This window comes from Pseudoclavibacter sp. RFBG4, from assembly GCF_002931515.1.
In the GTDB taxonomy this organism is placed as follows: Bacteria; Actinomycetota; Actinomycetes; order Actinomycetales; family Microbacteriaceae; genus Pseudoclavibacter.
Genome location: NZ_PSYC01000028.1, coordinates 57,131 through 75,570, shown reverse-complemented (window position 1 = coordinate 75,570; position 18,440 = coordinate 57,131). Strand labels below are relative to the sequence as shown.

Annotated in this window: 15 protein-coding genes; 11 read left to right on the top strand and 4 right to left on the bottom strand. The window is 69.8% G+C overall.

The features are described from left to right. Positions 1–28: 28 nt before the first annotated feature. Both C5E10_RS10935 and C5E10_RS10930 read left to right on the top strand, forming a co-directional pair. Positions 29–1,384: a glucose-6-phosphate dehydrogenase gene (locus C5E10_RS10935; protein WP_104331658.1), complete on the top strand. Its 1,356-nt coding sequence runs from the start codon at positions 29–31 to the stop codon at positions 1,382–1,384. Between the two features lie 211 nt (positions 1,385–1,595). Then, complete coding sequence (locus tag C5E10_RS10930) at positions 1,596–3,176, top strand: aldehyde dehydrogenase (NADP(+)) (protein WP_104331657.1); 1,581 nt, start codon at positions 1,596–1,598, stop codon at positions 3,174–3,176. 154 nt (positions 3,177–3,330) lie between these two features. On the opposite strand, the gene C5E10_RS10925 is transcribed toward C5E10_RS10930, so the two are convergent. Further along, a complete protein-coding gene (locus tag C5E10_RS10925; RefSeq protein ID WP_104331656.1) occupies positions 3,331–4,356 on the bottom strand; it encodes a 2-hydroxyacid dehydrogenase in 1,026 nt (341 codons plus the stop codon). Positions 4,357–4,632: 276 nt separating this feature from the next. On the opposite strand from C5E10_RS10925, the gene C5E10_RS10920 reads away from it, so the two are divergent. The 4 genes from C5E10_RS10920 to C5E10_RS10905 all read left to right on the top strand — a co-directional run bounded on the left by C5E10_RS10920 (position 4,633) and on the right by C5E10_RS10905 (position 9,147). Next, complete coding sequence (locus C5E10_RS10920; RefSeq protein ID WP_104331655.1) at positions 4,633–6,252, top strand: ABC transporter substrate-binding protein; 1,620 nt, start codon at positions 4,633–4,635, stop codon at positions 6,250–6,252. A 34-nt stretch (positions 6,253–6,286) separates the two neighbouring features. After that, the gene (locus C5E10_RS10915) at positions 6,287–7,315 is read left to right on the top strand and encodes an ABC transporter permease (protein ID WP_104240982.1); all 1,029 of its coding nucleotides are present in this window, start codon (positions 6,287–6,289) and stop codon (positions 7,313–7,315) included. Continuing rightward, the gene (locus C5E10_RS10910) at positions 7,308–8,348 is read left to right on the top strand and encodes an ABC transporter permease (protein ID WP_104331654.1); all 1,041 of its coding nucleotides are present in this window, start codon (positions 7,308–7,310) and stop codon (positions 8,346–8,348) included. The genes C5E10_RS10915 and C5E10_RS10910 overlap by 8 nt, the downstream gene beginning before the upstream one ends. Before the next feature lie 70 nt (positions 8,349–8,418). Next, on the top strand, positions 8,419–9,147 hold the full coding sequence (locus C5E10_RS10905; protein WP_104331653.1) for a sulfite exporter TauE/SafE family protein: 729 nt from the start codon (positions 8,419–8,421) through the stop codon (positions 9,145–9,147). A gap of 502 nt (positions 9,148–9,649) precedes the next feature. Here the strand turns inward: C5E10_RS10905 and C5E10_RS10900 are convergent. From C5E10_RS10900 to C5E10_RS10890, 3 genes are all read right to left on the bottom strand, one after another. Then, on the bottom strand, positions 9,650–10,624 hold the full coding sequence (locus C5E10_RS10900; RefSeq protein ID WP_104331652.1) for a 2-hydroxyacid dehydrogenase: 975 nt from the start codon (positions 10,622–10,624) through the stop codon (positions 9,650–9,652). A 41-nt stretch (positions 10,625–10,665) separates the two neighbouring features. Continuing rightward, positions 10,666–12,051: an enolase C-terminal domain-like protein gene (locus tag C5E10_RS10895; protein WP_104331651.1), complete on the bottom strand. Its 1,386-nt coding sequence runs from the start codon at positions 12,049–12,051 to the stop codon at positions 10,666–10,668. A 101-nt stretch (positions 12,052–12,152) separates the two neighbouring features. Further along, complete coding sequence (locus tag C5E10_RS10890) at positions 12,153–13,112, bottom strand: 5-dehydro-4-deoxyglucarate dehydratase (RefSeq protein ID WP_104240987.1); 960 nt, start codon at positions 13,110–13,112, stop codon at positions 12,153–12,155. A 147-nt stretch (positions 13,113–13,259) separates the two neighbouring features. Between C5E10_RS10890 and C5E10_RS10885 the strand changes: the two genes are divergently transcribed. From C5E10_RS10885 to C5E10_RS10865, 5 genes are all read left to right on the top strand, one after another. Continuing rightward, complete coding sequence (locus C5E10_RS10885) at positions 13,260–14,159, top strand: LysR family transcriptional regulator (protein WP_104240988.1); 900 nt, start codon at positions 13,260–13,262, stop codon at positions 14,157–14,159. A 161-nt stretch (positions 14,160–14,320) separates the two neighbouring features. Next, positions 14,321–15,649, top strand: coding sequence for an enolase C-terminal domain-like protein (locus C5E10_RS10880; protein ID WP_104331650.1), 1,329 nt, complete (start codon positions 14,321–14,323; stop codon positions 15,647–15,649). Positions 15,650–15,714: 65 nt separating this feature from the next. Beyond that, on the top strand, positions 15,715–17,526 hold the full coding sequence (locus C5E10_RS10875; protein ID WP_258071093.1) for an ABC transporter ATP-binding protein: 1,812 nt from the start codon (positions 15,715–15,717) through the stop codon (positions 17,524–17,526). Between the two features lie 11 nt (positions 17,527–17,537). Further along, on the top strand, positions 17,538–17,948 hold the full coding sequence (locus C5E10_RS19410) for a biopolymer transporter Tol (protein ID WP_374953503.1): 411 nt from the start codon (positions 17,538–17,540) through the stop codon (positions 17,946–17,948). 71 nt (positions 17,949–18,019) lie between these two features. Beyond that, complete coding sequence (locus C5E10_RS10865) at positions 18,020–18,421, top strand: ethanolamine utilization protein (RefSeq protein ID WP_104240990.1); 402 nt, start codon at positions 18,020–18,022, stop codon at positions 18,419–18,421. The last annotated feature ends 19 nt before the right edge of the window (positions 18,422–18,440 follow it).

Here is an 18,440-nt window from a genome sequence, read left to right as displayed (position 1 = left end):
CATCCCGAGACCAGCATTGCGAGGCCGCATGGACACGAGCACCGAGACGCCCGAGATTCCGGAGATCGCCATCGGCGGCCCGATCAGACGCACGATCGCCATCCTCGGCGCGGGCGGTGACCTGACGGAGCGCTTGCTGCTGCCCGGCATCGCGAAGGTCGTCGACGCGAGCCCGGAGGTCGAGGTGCACCTCATCGGGGCGGCCCGCACGCCGCAGTCCCGCGACGAGTGGCGGGGCGTCGTTCGCCGCAGCCTCGAGGCCGCCGGCGTGTCCGCCGCGACCATCGACGGTCTCGTGGCGAGGTCCGAGTTCGTGGCGACCGACGCTTCGTCACCCGAGGAGCTGCGGGAACTGCTCGATGCGTGCCCGACCGCGCCGCTGCTCTACATCGCCCTGCCGCCCGCCATGGGCAAGAAGGTCGCCGCGGCGCTCGCCGAGCTCGAGCTGCCGGGAGAGCTGCGGATCGCGATCGAGAAGCCCTTCGGAGAGAGCGAGGCCGACGCACGAGAACTCAACGAGGCGCTCGCCGAGGTCGTCCCCGACGAGCGGCTGTGGCGCATCGACCACTTCCTGGGCACGCCGGCCGCCGTCGAGCTGATGCGCTCACACGCGATCGTCGACGCGAGCGGCGTCCCCCGCGTCGAGGCGAGCGAGGGCGGCGCCCTCGGGCGGGTCGAGATCGTCTTCGAGGAGGAGCTCGGCATCGAGGGACGCGGTGCCTTCTACGACGAGACCGGAGCGCTGCGCGACATGCTGCAGAGCCACCTCATGCTCATGCTCGCGCTCACGGCCATGGAACGGCCGGGCGACCAGGAGAGCAGGAACGATGCGGCGAACGACGGCGAGCAGGCCGGCACGCTCGACGACGCCATGATCGACGTGCTCCGCAACGTGCGCGTGTGGGACGACGAGCCGGTCTCGGCACGCCGGGCGCGCTACACGGCGGGCGAGGTGGGCGGCAAGCAGCTCCCGGCGTACGTCGACGAAGAAGACGTGGAACCCGAGCGCGGCACGGAGACGCTCGCGGAGATCACGCTGCGGGTCGAGACGCCGAGGTGGCGGGGCATCCCGTTCCTCCTGCGCTCCGGGAAGGCCATCGGGGCAGCGCGGCAGGAGATCATCCTGACGCCCGCCGATCCGGGCAGGGAGCCGACGCGCATCCGGCTCGACGCCCCGGCTGACGACGACAGCGCCGACCCCTATGCGAGGGTGATCGCCGGCATGCTCGGCGGCAGCACGCTGCTCTCCGTGCGTGGGGATGTCGCCGAGGAGCTCTGGCGCATCGTGGGTCCCGTGCTCGACGCGTGGGATCGGGACGCGGACGAGCTGGGTGAGTACGAGGCCGGCTCGGCGGGGAAAGTCGGGGACGAGGGCGGCCGCTGAGCGCTTCACGCCCGAACCCGCCCCGCGCCGGGAGGTAAGCACGTGCCGCGTGCATGTCGAATCGGCATCGGGTCATGCAGATTCTGAAGCGCCACTGTCGGTGGCCGGCCATAGCCTCGAAGGAGGACTCACCACAGCACGGGGCTCACTCCAACGCATCAGGCTCGCGCCCAAGCGCGGGCTCACTCAAACGCACCAAGAAAGGCACGCAATGACGCTGGCACCACATTCGCTCATCGCCGGAAGCAGCGAACTCGGGGGCGGCGACGAGCTCGTTGCTCGTCGCGCCGCGGACGGGGCGGTGCTCGCGCCGACCTTCCGCAGCAACACAAGCGAGGAGCTCGAGGCCGCTGTCCGGGCGGCGCACGAGGCGTTCGACGAGTACCGCTCGACGTCACCGGCTGATCGGGCGGCCTTCCTGGAGCGGATCGCGGCGGAGATCGAGGCCGACAAGGACGAGATCATCGCCCGCGCCCACGAGGAGACCGGGCTTCCGGTCGCGCGCCTGACCGGCGAGGTCGGGCGCACGACCGGACAGCTGCGCCTCTTCGCCAAGGTCGTCGCCGAGGGAAGCTGGCAGGGGGCCCGCATCGACGAGGCGCTGCCGGACAGGGCGCCCCTCCCGCGCGCCGACATCCGCCAGCGGAAGATCCCGCTCGGCCCCGTCGCCGTCTTCGGCGCGAGCAACTTCCCGCTCGCGTTCTCGACGGCAGGCGGCGACACGGCCTCCGCGCTCGCGTCGGGCAGTCCCGTCGTGGTGAAGGCGCACAGCGGCCACCTGGGCACGGCGGCGCTTGTCGGCCACGCGATCGCGCGCGCCGTCGAGGCCTCCGGCCTGCCGAGCGGCGTCTTCTCGCAGCTGTACGGCTCCGGGCGGGTCATCGGGCAGGGCCTCGTCGCCGACCCGCGTATCAAGGCGGTGGGCTTCACCGGCTCACGTTCCGGCGGGCTCGCCCTCGTGCGCGTCGCCCAGCAGCGTGCGGAGCCGATTCCGGTCTACGCCGAGATGAGCAGCGTCAACCCCGTGTTCGTCCTGTCGGCGGCACTCGCCGCCGACCCCGCGAAGGTCGCAGCCGACTACGTCGGCTCGCTCACGCTGGGTTCCGGCCAGTTCTGCACCAACCCCGGGATCGTCCTCGTGCCGAGCGGTGAGTCGGGGGACGCCTTCCTCGCCGAGGTGGGCACCCGCATCGCTGCGGCGAACGGTCAGACGATGCTGACGTCCGGCATCGGCGACGCCTACCGCGAGGGGGTCGCCGAACGTGAGGCCTCCGGTGCGACGGTCGTCGCGCGTGGGCAGGCCGACGTGGCCGCGAACGCCCCTGCGCCGATCGTGTTCAGCGATGCCGTCGAGGCCTTCGGTGAAGCGCTCGAGGGCGAGATCTTCGGCGCCGCTGGGCTCGTCCTGCGCTACGACGGCACCGAGCAGCTGCGCGAGTTCGCGGAGCAGCTCGAGGGGCAGCTGACGGCGACGGTCCTCGCGGACGACGCCGACGCCGACGAGGCCCGAGCACTCCTGCCCGTGCTCGAGCGCAAGGTGGGTCGCATCCTCTTCAATGGTTGGCCCACCGGCGTCGAGGTCGGCTACTCGATGGTGCACGGTGGGCCGTACCCGGCGACCTCGGATGCGCGCTCGACATCGGTCGGCGCGCTCGCCATCGAACGGTTCCTGCGTCCCGTCGCCTACCAGGACGTGCCAGACGCTCTCCTGCCGGAGGCGCTGCGCGACGCCAACGAGTGGGGCGTTCCTCGCCTGGTCGAGGGGCGCATCCACCTGCCCGCCCAGTACTGAGTCACCGCCAGTCGTGCTGAAACGACACCGATTCTGACACTGTTGAACGCCTCGTGAAACGAGGAAGACCTCACCCGAGCCGGGGTGAGGTCTTCCTCGTGTCGTCAGGTGCGCTGAGCAGTTAACCAGTGCGCTCAGCGCTGCGCCGGCCTGCTCAGAGCTTCACGGGGGTGAGCAGGGTGCCGTTCTCGAGCCAGGATGCGAGGTTGTCGAGGACGAGCTGCCGCATGTCCGCTCGGGTCTCGACGGTTCCGCTGCCGAGGTGGGGGAGCAGGACGACGTTGTCGAGGTCGAGGAGCTCCTCTGGCACGTTCGGCTCGTCGGCGAACACGTCGAGGCCTGCTCCGCGGATCGTGCCGGCCGTCAGGGCGGCCACGAGCGCGTCCTCGTCGACGACGGACCCCCGGGAGATGTTCACGAGCACCCCGTCCGGGCCGAGCGCCTCGAGGACCTGTGCAGAGATGAGCTTCTGCGAGTCCGGCCCTCCCGCCGCAGCCACGACCAGGGCGTCGCTGCGGCGTGCGAGCTCGACGAGCGAGTCGACGTACGGGAACGGGGAGCCCGTTATCTCGCGGCGGTTGTGGTAGCTGATGCGGCAGTCGAAGCCCTGCAGTCGCTGCGCGATGGCGGAGCCGATTCGGCCGAGGCCGACGATGCCGACTCTGGTTCCCGTGAATCTGGTCGTGAGCGGGAAGTTGCCCGATGTCCAGGAGCCGGCTCGCACGTAGCGGTCGGAGGCGCTGATGCCCCGGTACACGTCGAGCAGGAGCGAGAGGGCGGTGTCGGCGACGCAGTCGTTCAGGACGTCGGGGGTGTTGCTCAGCGCGATGCCGCGCTCACGGGCTGCGACGGTGTCGGTCGTGTCGTAGCCGACCCCGAAGTTCACGATCGCCTCGAGAGCGGGGAGGCGGTCCATGAGCGCTGCGGACACGCCGAATCGTCCGCCCGTGACCACGACTCGCACCTGCGTGAGCTCCTGCTCGCGCTCCGGCGTCAGCTCGTCGGCGACGGCCGAGATGAGCGGAGCGTCGAACTCGGCGATGAGCTCCTTCTCCAGCTGCGGCATGAGCGGTCCGACGCGCAGCACGGTGGCCGGAGTGCCGGGCGAGGGGGGCGCGGGCGTGGTGTCCGGCGAGCCGTTGGGAGCGGTGGCTGGGGTCGACGCGAGAGGGGTTTCCATGTCTGGATCGTAGGACGCACGACCGATGCTGGTCCAAGATGCACTTTGCATAGATTGATTCACTCGGAGCATGGATGCGTGTGTTGCCAGTAATCGCAAGGGAACGCGGGTCGCTAGTGTTGAGTCCGGCCCCGCGCCTCCCGCCGTCCCCCGCGGCTCCCTCGCTCAGCTCTGTTGACGCCGCCGAATCGGCGGACACAAGCTGAAGGCGTCTCAACGAGGAGAACCACTGACTCAGGGCAAGGCTCTCGAGTTCACAACACCGGAGGAACAACGATGTCTTCTTCACACGAACCGTCCCCGACGATCGGGCGATCCCCAGCTCACCGGCCGTCACGCACGCGCCGTCCCATCGCATCCGTCACCAAGGCCGTCGCCGTCGGGGCCGCCGCGCTGCTCCTCACGAGCTGCGCCGTCGCCAACTCGGACGGCGCCGCGGGCGGCACTGGCGGCGGAGCGGCCGGCGCGCTCCGGGTCGTCCTCCAGCAGGAGCCGCCGACGCTCGAGCCCTGCGAGGCGAACCTCACCTCGACGGGCGTCGTCGTGCGCTCGAACATCACGGAGCCGCTCATCGAGCGCAACCCCACGACGGGCGACCTCGACCCGCTGCTCGCGACCGAATGGGAGCAGACGAGCGACACCGAGTGGACCTTCACGCTGCGTGACGACGTGACCTTCCAGGACGGCACCCCCTTCGACGCCGAGGCTGCGGCCTTCTCGATCGACCGCGCCGTGAACAGCGACCTCGGCTGCAACGTCGAGGGCTACGTCTTCGGCGAGACCGACCTCGAGGTGAACGCGGTGGACGCGACGACGCTCACGGTCACGACGCCCGAGGCCGACCCCATCCTCCCCCTGAAGCTGTCCTTCATCGAGATCGTCCCGACCACGACGAGCACCACCGACAAGGTGCGCGAGCCCATCGGCACCGGCCCGTACCAGATCGGGCAGTGGGACGTGGGAACGAAGCTCACGCTGAACGCCTACGACGGCTACTGGGGCGACGCCCCCGCCTACCCGCAGGTCGACTACCAGTGGCGCGGCGAGGGCACGGTCCGTGCCGCCATGATCACGGGCGGCGAAGCCGACATCGCGATGGGCCTCAGCCCGGATGACGGCATCGGCGAGAACGGCGTCAGCTACCCGAACAACGAGACGATCGCGCTCCGCTTCTCCGGCGACATCGCGCCGCTGGATGACATCCGCGTCCGTCAGGCGATCAACTTCGCCGTCGACAAGGAGGGCATCATCTCCTCCCTCTACCCGAACGGCGACGTCGTCGCCTCGCAGCTGATCCCCGAGGGCGTCGTCGGACACAACGACTCGCTCGAGCCGTGGGCGTTCGACCTCGACAAGGCGAAGGCGCTCGTCGCCGAGGCCAAGGCCGACGGCGTGCCTGTGGACACGAAGATCACCCTCGTGACGCGGACCGCGCAGTTCCCGAAGGTCAACGAGCTCTCGCAGGTCCTGCAGGAGCAGCTCACCCAGGCGGGCCTGAACGTCGAGCTCCGCATGGTCGACACGACGCAGCACCTGCAGTACCAGCTGCGCCCGTTCGTCACGAACGAGGGCCCCATCGCGCTGCTCGTGCAGCACGGCAACCAGGCCGGTGACGCCCAGTTCACGGTCGACCAGTACATGAGCTCCACAGGAGCCCAGTCGACGTTCGGCACCCCCGAGTTCGACCAGAAGCTCGACGACGCGGCGAAGACCTCCGGCGACGAGCGACAGACGGCGTACGAGCAGATCTTCGCCGACCAGAACGAGGAGATCGTGCAGTTCGCGCACATCGCGCACCAGACGGGCCTCCTCGGCATCGCGTCTGGCATCACCTACGAGCCGAACTCGGCGAGCGGCGACGAGCTGCGCATCGCCGAGGTGAAGCCAGCGGCCTGACGGCCGTCCGCCACCCTGGAGAAAGCAGCCGCTCATGTGGACTTATCTCAGAACCAGAATCGTCTCCAGCCTGCTGCCGCTCGTGGCCGTCGTCCTCGGCGTGTTCATCCTGGCTCGCCTCACCGGAAACCCGGCGAGCCTGTACCTGCCGCTCAACGCGACGGAGCAGATGAAAGAGGACTTCGCGGTCCGCAACGGGCTCGACCAGCCGCTGTGGATGCAGATCGTCAACTACTTCTCCGGGGTGCTGCGCTTCGACTTCGGCGAGTCCCTCCGAACGGGAGAGCCCGCAGCAGCCATGGTGCTGCGGGCCTTCCCGGCCACGCTGCAGCTGGCCGGCGTCACGATGCTCCTCACCGTGGTCCTCGCCGTCATCATCGGCAGCTGGGCGGCGCTCAAGCCCAACGGCGTCGCCGACCGCATCGCGAGCTTCTTCTCGATGGCCGCCGCCAGCGTTCCGGACTTCTGGCTGGCCATCATGGGCATCTGGATCTTCGCGATCACGCTCGGCTGGCTGCCCACCTCGGGCGTCGACAGCGGCGGGCTCTCCTGGATCCTCCCCATAGCGACGCTCATGCTGAGGCCCGTCGGTGTGCTCACGCAGATCGTCCGCGGCTCCATGGTGAGCGTGCTCGGGCAGCCGTTCATCAAGGTGGCCCGCAGCAAGGGCGCAGGCCAGCTCCGCGTCGTGTTCAAGCACGCGCTGCGCAACGCGGCGGCCCCAGCTCTGACGGTGGCGGGTGACCTCACGGTCGGCCTCATCAACGGCGCGGTCGTCGTCGAGACGATCTTCGGCTGGCCCGGCATCGGAAAGCTCATGATCGACTCGATCCTGCAACGCGACTTCGCCGTGCTGCAGGCCGCCGTGCTCATCACGGCCCTGTCGATCTTCATCCTCAACATCCTCATCGACCTCGGCTACGCGCTCCTTGACCCGCGGGTCAGGCCCGCCGCGAAGCAATCGCGCATCCGCCCGACGAACAAGGACGACAAGCGGGATGCGGCCGGAGCTGCCGCTCGCACCTCCGGCAGCAACGCAGAGAAGGGCAAGGCGCATGTCTGACCCCCAGAACCCACCGATCTCGGGCGGCCCGAGCACGGGAGCCGCCGCGCAGCAGCCCCCCGCGACGACGAACGTGCTCCTGCAGAAGGAGAAGCGCGAGCGGAACGTCGCCGAGCGGCCCTCCATGTTCACGCTGCTGCTCAAGGACAAGGTCGCGACGGTCGCGGCCGCCGTCCTCGCCGTCGTGGCCGTCGTGGCGGTCTTCGGCCCGCTCATGGTGGGCGAGCTCGCGTCGAAGCAGGACCTCACGGCGATCAACCTGGCCCCGTTCAGCCTCGACAACGGCTGGGCGTTCATCCTCGGCAGCGACTCGCTCGGCCGCAGCATGCTGGCGCGCCTCGTCATCGCGACGGGGACGACGCTCGGCGTCGCGGTGCCCGCCGTGCTCGTGGCGCTCATCATCGGCTCCATCTGGGGCGTCTGGGCCGGCTACTTCCGGGGCTGGCGCGAGTCGGTGTCGATGCGCATCGCCGACATCATCATGAGCTTCCCGTCGCTGCTGCTCGCCGTCGTCATCCTGTACGTCTTCAACCCGAGCCTCGCGAACATCGTGGCGGTGCTCGCGCTGACCCGCATCCCGATCTACCTGCGTACCGCGCGGGCCGAGGCCGCTGAGCTGCGTTCGCGCATGTTCGTGGATGCGGCGACCAACTTCGGGACCAAGCCGCGGAGCATCATCTTCCGCCACATCGTGCCGAACGTCGTGCCGACCCTCGTCACGCTCGCGACGCTCGAGTTCTGCTACGTCATGCTCGCGGAGTCGTCGCTGAGCTTCCTCGGCATCGGCGTGCAGTCGCCAGACGTCAGCTGGGGCCTCATGGTGGCGCAGGGACGCCAGTACCTGCAGCAGGCGTGGTGGCTCTCGGTGCTTCCCGGCCTCGCGATCGTCATCACGGCCGTCGCCGCGAACGTGCTCGCCTCCTGGCTGCGCATCGCGACCGACCCGAACCAGAAGTGGCGCCTCATGCAGAAGGCCACCAAGGTGAAGCACCGCCCGGCGCTCCCCACGCGCGAGCCCGCCGGCGAGGTGTGAACCTCATCCAGGAGCTGCAGTCCGAGCCTGCGGTTGGTGCCGCAGCAACCCACTCGGCCGGAGTCGCACGATGACTCCGGCCGAGTGGGTTGCGCTCGTCGTCATCTTCCTCGCCGCCTCCTGCCTGCAGGCCGGCATCGGCTTCGGCATGGGGATGCTCGCCGCCCCGTTCATCGCGCTCATCGACCCGGCCCTCCTGCCGGCGACCGTCATCATCATGTCGATCCTCCTCACCTCGATCGTGACGGTCGCCGAGAAGGACTCGCTCGACCTGCGGGGCGCGGGCTGGGCTCTCGTCGGCCGCGTTCCCGGCAGCGTCGCGGGGGCGCTGCTCGTCACGGTCATGGCACCCGCCGTGCTCTCGTGGGTGGTGGTCGCGACCGTCGTCACCGGTGTCGTGTTCTCGCTGCGCGGGTGGGCTCCGAAGGTCACCAGGTGGTCGCAGATCGTGGCGGGTGCCGCATCCGGCGTCATGGGCACCACCACCTCCATCGGCGGGGCGCCGATGGCCATCATCTGGCAGGGCTCGGACTCGGCTCGCCTGCGCGGCACGCTGTCGGCGTTCCTGCTCGTCGGGTCGATCATCTCGTTCGGCCTGCTGCTCGCCTTCGGCGCGGTCGCCCCGCAGACGTGGCTCGTCGTCGTGTGGATGATCCCCGTCGTGCTGCTCGGCTTCGTCGCGAGCAGGTTCATCACGCCGCATCTCGACAAGACGCGCACGAAGCGCCTCGCGCTCGGCGCATCCCTCCTCGGCTGCGCGCTCCTCGTGGCGACGCAGCTCGTGCAGCTGCTCACCTGAGCGCTCGCGCCCGCGCCCGCGCCTGTGTGCGCCTGCTTCTGCGCCTGCGCCTGCTTCTGTGTCCGCTCCCTTGCAGCGCAGACCTGGGGCTCGCGCATCCTGCCGGGCAGCCTCTGACGTGAACCCTCAGGTCTGTAGGGGCGCCGGGCGTGCTGTGCGTGCTGTGCTTGCAGACCTGGGGGTTGCGCACGTGCTGGGCTGGGTGTGGGTGCTGAAGTCCCAGGTTTGTGGGGGCGCGGGGGCGCCGGGCGTGCTGTGCAGACTTGGGGGTTGCGCACTTGTTGGGCCGGGCGTGGGTGCTGAAGTCCCAGGTTTGTGGGGGTGCGGGGCGTGCTGTGCAGACCTGGGGGTTGCGCACTTGTTGGGCTGGGTGTGGGTGCTGAATCCACAGGCCTGGGCGACCGGGCGGACGCGTACGCACCGCAGCATCCGCGACACCATCTCCCCGTGAGCCTGCGGCTGGGAAGGGCAGGGCAGGGCAGGGGCAGGCGCAGGAAGGGGGCTAGCGGATGACGCGCTCCAGGGGCAGGCCGGCCGCGCGCAGGTCGATGTTGCGGGCGATGTCGGCGGCCCGCAGCTCGAAGACCTGGCGGGCGTGGCCGGAGTGGTGAGGCGTGAGCACCGTGTTGGCGAGGGGCGAGAAGCGCTCGACCGACGCGGGAGCGTGGCCGTCCGCATCCGGCGCGTCCCACCACACGTCGATGCCGGCGCCGGCGATGCGTCCCTCGGCGAGCGCGTCGAAGAGGGCGTCTTCGTCGACGACCCCGCCGCGCGCCACGTTGATGAGCACCAGCTCGGGCTTCGCGGCAGCGAGCTCGGCGGCGCCGATCGTGCCGCGCGTGCGCTCCGAGAGGGGGATGGAGACGACGAGCACGTCGGACGCCGCCACGAAGTCGAGCAGTCGGTCTGGCCCGAAGACCTCTGCGAGGTCGAGCCCGTCGGGACGGGGAGCATCCGGCCGCCGCCGGAGCGCGATGAGGCGCATGCCGAGGGCCTGCGCGAGGCGACCCACCTCGGTGCCGATCTCGCCGACTCCGAGGAGCCCGAGGGTGGTGCCGCGCAGCATCGGGTGGAAGGGGATGCTCGCGTCGTTGCCGATGGTGCGCCACTCGCCCGCGCGCATCTGCGCATCCGCTTGCAGGGCTCGCCGGCGCAGCATGAGCGCCGTCATGACGACGTGCTCGGCGATGGCCGCGCCGTGATGGCCGGTGTTGCAGATCGTCACCCCCGGTGGCAGGGCGTCGACGCTCACTCGGTCGGCCCCCGCGCCGGTGACGTGGAGGAGCGCGTCGGGTCGGAGTGACGACGCCTGCTGGGCGGTGAGCACGGAGGCGATGACGATGTCGGCCCCGCGGAGCGAGTCCTCCAGCTCCGCGGGGCCGAGCTCGGCCGCGAAGCTCCATTCGTGCTCCCGCTCGGTGCGGGCGAGGAGCTCCGCGAAGCGGGCGATGATCGGGTCGGTCACGAGGATGCGCATGGCGGTCTCCGGCTCTCTCGAAGGGGCGGCGGGGCTCGGGGCTACCAGCGTGGGCTGGCGACGGTGTAGTCGGGCTGGAAGCGCTGCATGTAGCCGGTGTCGTCGCGCTGCGTGATGCCGCTCGCCAGGAACTGCTCGTGCAGCTTCGCGAGGCCGTCCTCGTCGAGCTCGACGCCGAGGCCGGGACCGGTGGGCACCCGGACCGCGCCGTTCACGAACGAGAGGTCGTGCGTGACGACGTCCTCGTCTGCCTGCTTCCACGGCCAGTGGGTATCGCACGCGTAGCTGAGCGACGGGGTCGCGGAGGCGAGGTGCACCATGGCGGCGAGGCTGATGCCGAGGTGCGAGTTGGAGTGCATGGACAGGCCCCAGTCGAGCGACTCGGCGAGCCCGCCGAGGGTGCGCGAGCGGGTGAGCCCACCCCAGAAGTGGTGGTCGGAGAGCACGATGTCGATGGAGCCCTGCTCGACGGCGGGCTTCACGTCGGCGAAGCTCACGACGCACATGTTGGTGGCGAGCGGCAGCGTCGTGCCGCGTCGCACCTCGGCCATGCCGGCGAGGCCGGGGGTCGGGTCCTCGAGGTACTCGAGCGACGATTCGAGGGCCTTGGCGACGCGCAGCGACGTGTCGACGCTCCAGGCGGCGTTCGGGTCGAGACGGAGCCCCAGGTTTGGGAAGGCGTCGGCGAGGGCGAGGATCGCGGCGATCTCCTGGTCGGGTTCGAAGACGCCGCCCTTGAGCTTGAGGGCGGTGAAGCCGTAGCCGTCCACCAGCTGGCGTGCCTGCTCGACGATTCCCTCGGGGGTGAGGGCTTCGCCGAACTCGTCGTCGCCAGCGCCGGGGTGGCCGGCCCACTTGGAGGACCCACCCGGAGCGGGGGGATGGCCGGCCCATTTGTAAAACAGGTAGCCGCTGAAGGCGACCTCCGGCCGGAGTGCGCCCCCGAGGAGCGAGCTGACTGGCACTCCGAGGATCTTGCCCTGCAGGTCTAGGGCGGCGACGTCGAAGGGGGAGAGGACGCGGTCGGCGGTGCTCGACCCGGTCACCATGCCGCTCATGCCGTGCCCGCCCTGCGAGGTGTCGGCGACGAGGGCCGCGGCCACCTGGAAGCGCAGCCGGTTGGTGTCGAACACGTTCACGCCGACGACGGCATCCGCGGCGAGGGAGAGACGGTGCAGGTGGGGTGCATCCCCGTAGGTCTCGCCGAGCCCCGTGAGCCCGGCTCGTGTCCGGACCTGCACGATCGCGCGCAGCGCGTACGGCTCGTGGACGCCGACCGTGTTCAGCAGCGGCGGGTCCTTGAAGGCGACCGGCGTGATCGTGACGCTCGCGATCTCGTTCCCCGGGTTCCGGTCGAAGGGCTGTGGGTGCCCGGTCTCTGCTGCTGAAGCGGCTGCGGTCTGCGTGGTCGTGCTCGACGCGGTCATGTCGTCTCCCTCGGTTCGTCGTTGAACGTCGCGGTCGGTGGTCTCAGCTGGGCGCACCCGATTGTGCCCGCCGGGCACAATCGGGTGACCTCAGCTCAGCGTCAGGCGACGGTGGCTGCGACGCGGTCCTGCTCCGTGGGGGAATCGGCGCGCTTGGCGAGGAGTGCCCTCGTGTCGTCGATGAGTCGCTTCAGCTCGGTGACGTGCTCCGGCTTGGCGTCGATGAGGGGCGCTCGCACGTGGCCGGCGTCGATGCCCGACAGCTTGGTGGCTTCCTTGACGAGCGAGACGGCGTACCCGGGAACCGAGTTCCGAAGGCGGACGAGCGGGTGGTAGAAGCTGCGGTTGAGCTCGGCGAGGCGTTCCTTGTCGCCCGACTCGACCGCGTCGTAGAACGCCAGGGCGATGTCGGGCGCGAACGCGAAGGATGCGGAGGAGTACAAGGGCACGCCGATGGCCTTGTAGGCCTCCTGCGCGATCTCCGCCGTGGGGAGGCCGTTGAAGAAGAGGAAGTCCTCGCCGCGCGACTGGGCGTCGTCGGTGACGGAGCGCACGATGCGCGACATGAGGTCGATGTCGCCGACGCCGTCCTTGAGGCCGATGACGTTCGAGATGCGCGAGACGGTGACGGCGCTGTGCTCGTCGAAGCGGGCGGTGCTGCGGTGGTAGACGATGACGGGGAGCGTCGTGGCCCCGGCGACCTCCTCGACGTAGGCGACGAGCCCCTCGCTCGGGCCTGCGACGAGGTAGGGCGGGAGGAGGAGGATGCCGTCGGCGCCGACGGCTTCCGCGCTGCGCACCTGCGCCTTCGCGTCGGCGACCGTGCCGCCGGCTCCCGCGAAGACGGGGGTCGCCTTCTTGGTGGTCTTCACGGCGGTGTCGACGACGGTCGTGTACTCGTCGAGGCTCAGGGCGTGGAACTCGCCGGTGCCGCAGGCGATGAAGATGCCGCCGGGCTCGTGGGCGAGGCCCTGTTCGAGGTGCTGCGCGAGGGCTGCGACATCGACGGCATCGTCAGCCGTGAAGGGGGTGACCGGGAAGAAGAGGATTCTGTCGAGCACGTCGATCTCCTTAGTTGCGTGTCTCCGCGGTGCGTCGTTGCACGGTGCGGCTGTTCCGAGTTGTTTGCCCGGCTATCTGCGACGCTATGGTCTTATGGATGCGCAAACAAACTAAAGTGTGGATGAATCAATGTTGGGAGTGAATTGATGTTTACCCTGGTCCAGCTTGAGTGCTTCGTCGCTGTCGCCGAGGAGCTGCACTTCGGGGCGGCCGCCGAGCGGCTCCGGATGACGCAGCCGCCCATCAGCCGTCAGATCCAGCAGCTCGAGCGCGAGCTCGACACGCAGCTCTTCGTGCGCACGAGCCGTCGGGTCGCGCTCACGGAGGCGGGGCGCACGCTGCTGCCGAGCGCTCGCAAGCTCATCGACCTGTCGGCGAAGGCGGCCGCCGACGTTCGCGCGGTCGGCGAGGGTGCGACGGGCACGCTCACGGTGGGCTACACGGCGGTCGCCGCGCACAGCGTGCTCCCCAAGCTGCTTCGGGCGGCGGCCGAGGAGCTGCCGGGCCTCCAGCTCATCCTGCAGGAGTCGGTGACGGTCGACCAAATGGATGAGCTCGAGCGCGGGACGGTCGACATCGGCCTGCTGCGTCCCATGCGTGACCGGCCCGGCGTGCAGTCGACGACGGTGCTGACGGAGCGTCTGGTGCTCGCCCTCCCGAAGGGCTCGAGGCTCGCGGAGTTCAGCGGACCCATCTTCCTGAGCGACCTCAACGACGAGGCGCTGCTCATGTACTCGCCGGGCGGTGCGCGCTACTTCCACGACCTGCTGCTCAGCATGTTCGTCGCCTCCTCGAGCCACCCGCGCATCGTCCAGTACGCCGGCCAGGTTCCCGCGCTGCTCGCCCTCGTGAACGCCGGCATCGGCGTGGCACTCATCCCGGAGTCGGCGACGCAGCTCGCCCCGGACGGCGTCATCTGCCGGCCGGTCGCCGACGGCGACCGCTCTGAGCCCTATAACCGCGTGCACCTCGATATCGCGTGGCGCGAGGATTCCGAGAACCCGCTCGTGAAGGCGGTCGTCGAGCTGATGCAGCGCCACGCGTGAGGCGCCGGGTCCAGGGTCGGCCCTTCGCGATCGATGCCGAAGGCGCATCCGATCATGCCGAATACGCCCTCGATCGAATGGATGCTGCTCTTTAGAGTGGCAATACGGCACCGTGGCCAACGCCACGCGTGACCAGTCAGCGCGGCGATGGAGGCGGAGCTATGAACCAGGTGACGGTCGAGAAGTGGGACGTGATCCCCGTGGCGGGCCACGACAGCATGCTGCTGAATCTCAGCGGAGCCCACGCGCCCCTCTTCACACGCAACCTCGTGAAGCTCACGGACAGCGACGGGCGCGTCGGCATCGGCGAGGTGCCGGGCGGTGAGAGCATCCGCTCCACGCTCGTGGCCTCTGCGGAGCTCATCGTCGGCAGGCCGGTGGCCGACTACCGGGCGATCCTCCGCAGCGTCAACGAGGAATTCGCCTGGCAGGACAGCGCGGGACGCGGCGCGCAGACGTTCGACCTCCGCACCACCGTGCACGTCGTCACCGCCTGGGAGTGCGCGCTGCTCGACCTCCTCGGCCAGCAGCTCGGCCTGCCCATCTCGTCCCTCCTGGGCGAGGGCAGGCAGCGCGAAGCGGTTGACGTGCTCGGCTACCTCTTCTTCGTCGGCGACCCCGACGCCACCGGCCTCGACTATCTGCGCGGTGACGACGACAGGGACGCGTGGGGTCGGGTGCGACGCGAGACGGCACTCGACAGCGACGGGGTCGTCCGGCTCGCGACGGCAGCGCAGGAGCGCTACGGGTTCCGCGACTTCAAGCTGAAGGGTGGCGTGCTGGAGCCAGCCGTCGAGGCTGGGGTCGTCGCCGACCTCGCCGCCGCGTTCCCGGATGCCCGAATCACGCTCGACCCGAACGGCTCCTGGCCGCTCGCGGAAGCCCTGCGCCTCGGCCCGGACCTCAAGCGGGTCCTCGCCTACGCCGAGGACCCGGTCGGCGCTGAGAGCGGCTACTCGGGCCGTGAGGTCATGGCCGAGTTCCGTCGTGCGACGGGCATGCGGACGGCAACGAACATGATCGCGACCGACTGGCGCGAGCTCGGCCACGCCATCCGCTCGCAGGCCGTCGACATCCCGCTCGCCGACCCGCATTTCTGGACCATGAGCGGATCCGTGCGCGTCGCCCAGCTCTGCGACGAGCTCGGCCTCACGTGGGGCTCCCACTCCAACAACCACTTCGACGTGAGCCTCGCCATGTTCACGCACGTCGCGGCCGCCGCCCCGGGAACGCCGACGGCGATCGACACGCACTGGATCTGGCAGGACGGGGAGGAGCTCACGACGGCAGCCCCGAAGATCGAGGACGGCGTCATCCGCGTGCCGACGGCCCCCGGCCTCGGGGTCACGCTCGACGACGATGCCGTCCGCCGCGCGAACGAGCTCTACCGGGGTCTCGAGAACTCGGCGCGCGACGACGCGTTCGCGATGAAGACCTTCATGCCCGAGTGGGCATTCCACCCGAAGCGGCCGGCGCTCGTCCGCGCCTAGCGGGCGACGCACGAGCACCCAGAGCAACCAATCCAACACGACGAGGTGTGAGAATGGACCAGCGAATGACGCAGCAGCAGCTCCAGGCCGAAGAACTGGCCGAGGCGGCGGGGCGAGCCGATGCTCCCCAGCCCGACCTGGTGGCGAACGACGACAAGGCCGGGAGGCCCATGCTCCTCTCCGTGCGCGACCTCTGCATCTCCTACGGCATCGGCGGCCGAGCCGTCGACGCCGTCCGGGGTGTCTCCTTCGAGCTGTACGCGGGGGAGGTCCTCGCGGTCGTGGGGGAGTCGGGCTCCGGCAAGAGCACCGTCGCGCACGCGCTCATCAACCTGCTCGCGCCCAACGCGACTGTGACGTCGGGAGAGATCAAGTTCGACGGTGAGCCCATCCAGGGGTTCAGTGACGCGCAGTGGCGCGGCATCCGCGGTCGCCGCATCGGGCTCGTCCCGCAGGACCCGGCCCTGTCGCTCAACCCGACGACGAAGGTCGGCGCGCAGGTCGCGGAGCCGCTGCTCATCCACGGACTCGCGAGCCGGAAGGACGCCCACGCCGAGGCGGTGCGCCTGCTCGACATGGCCGGGCTCACCGAGCCCGCCGCCCGCGCGCAGCAGTACCCGCACGAGTTCTCCGGCGGCATGAAGCAGCGCGCGCTCATCGCGACGGCGCTTGCTGGTCAGCCCGAGATGGTCATCGCGGATGAGCCGACGAGTGCGCTCGACGTCACGGTGCAGAAGCAGATCCTCGACCACATCGACTCTCTTGTGCAGGAGCTGGGCACCGCGGTGCTCATGATCACGCACGACCTCGGGGTCGCCGCCGACCGCGCCGACCGCATCATCGTCATGCGCAAGGGGGAGATCGTCGAGACCGGCACCGCCGACGACGTCATGCTCCGCCCGCAGCACGACTACACGAAGAAGCTCCTGCGCGCGGCCCCAAGTCTCCACAGCCACGAGGCGCGCACCGTGCTCGTGACGGACAAGGCGACCGGTAGGGCCGCAGGCGCGGTGACGGGAGCGGCCGCGGGGGCGAAGAGCGGGCAGGCCACGGATGCGCGTGCCGGCGTTCCCGACATCAGTTCGCCGCTCCTGCGGGTCGAGAACCTCACGAAGGAGTTCGCCCTGCCTGGTGGGCGCGGCGGCAAGAGGACCCTGACGGCCGTCGACAACATGAGCTTCGACCTGCACCGCGGGGAGACGCTCGCAGTGGTTGGGGAGTCCGGCTCGGGCAAGAGCACGACCGCGCGGCTCGTGCTGCGCCTCGAGAAGCCCACCTCCGGCCGAATCGTCTTCGACGACCAGGACATCACCGACCTCGAGGGGGAGCGGCTGCGTGCGCTCCGGCGCAGGTTCCAGATGGTCTACCAGAGCCCGTACGCCTCCCTCAACCCGCGCTTCTCGATCGAGCAGCTCATCGCGGAACCGCTCGTCTCGTTCAAGCTCGGCGACTCGAAGTCGCGTGCGAAGCGGGTGCGGGAGCTCCTCGACCAGGTCGCACTGCCGCAGCTGTTCCTCAACCGGGGGCCCGACGAGCTCTCCGGCGGTCAGCGCCAGCGTGTGGCGATCGCAAGGGCGCTGGCCCTTGAGCCGGAGTTCATCGTCCTCGACGAGGCCGTCTCAGCGCTCGACGTGTCGGTGCAGGCGCAGATCCTCGACCTGCTCACCGAGCTCCAGCAGGAGAACGACCTCACCTACCTGTTCATCACGCACGACCTCGCGGTCGTCGCACAGATCTCCGACCGGGTCGCCGTCATGAAGAACGGGGTGCTCGTCGAGCTCGGGAAGACCGGGGACATCCTCATGAAGCCGCAGGAGCCCTACACCCGCAAGCTCATCGACGCCATCCCCGGGCACGGGAGCTCGCACGCCGCGTAGGCTCGGCGCCCATGGGCGACGACGGAGACGAGGGAGACGCGGGCCGCGGAGGCCGTGGGGCTGAGCAGCCTGATGCCGCTGCACAGGGCGGCGACGCTGCGCAGGACGACGACGCTGCGCAGGACGACGATCGGTGGCTGGTCGTCGAGGGTCGCCGCTGGCGTCGCGCCGACCCGGCGCTGCCTGCGGACATGGTGGAGCGCCTGAAGTCGCATCTCGGGCGCGGCCGTTCCGGCGTCGGCGCTGCGAAGCGCCGAGGTGACGATGCCGCGGTGGCCGAGGCTCGGACGAGGGTCGGCTTTGCCAAGCACGGGCTCGGGGAGCGCGGCCCACGCTGGTGGGATGAGCCCGAGGAGGCTCGTCTGCAGCGCGCCCGGGAGGCGCTCAGTGATCTCGACGCTCTCGACGAGTCCGGAAGCTGAGGACTCGACCGCCACACGATCGACCACCACTGTTTACACGTGGGAAACTGTGTTCACTCGATACTTGATTCATGAGCACTGAATTCCTGAGCGTCGACGCCGTGACCACCGCCGTACCGCCGTTCCGGGTGACCCCGGACTTCTGGTCCGAGCTGCCCCGGATGCCGCTCGAGCAGTATCCGGGCACCGATGGCTACATCGCGGACGTCTACTCGAACCCCGACGGATCCGCCATGTCGGCGGGCTACTTCGCGTTGAACCACACCGATGCGCCGCTCGACTACTTCTACGACTACGACGAGATGAAGGTCGTGCTCTCCGGCACGTTCCGCCTGGAGAACGTCGACACGGGGCAGGTCTCGTTCGCGGGCCCGCGGGACGCGATCTTCTTCCCGAAGGGATCCCGCATCCTCTTCAGCACCGAGGATTCGGCGCTCGCGTTCTACGTCGGCCACCGCTCCGTCGCGCCCTGACCATGATGGAGGCGACAGT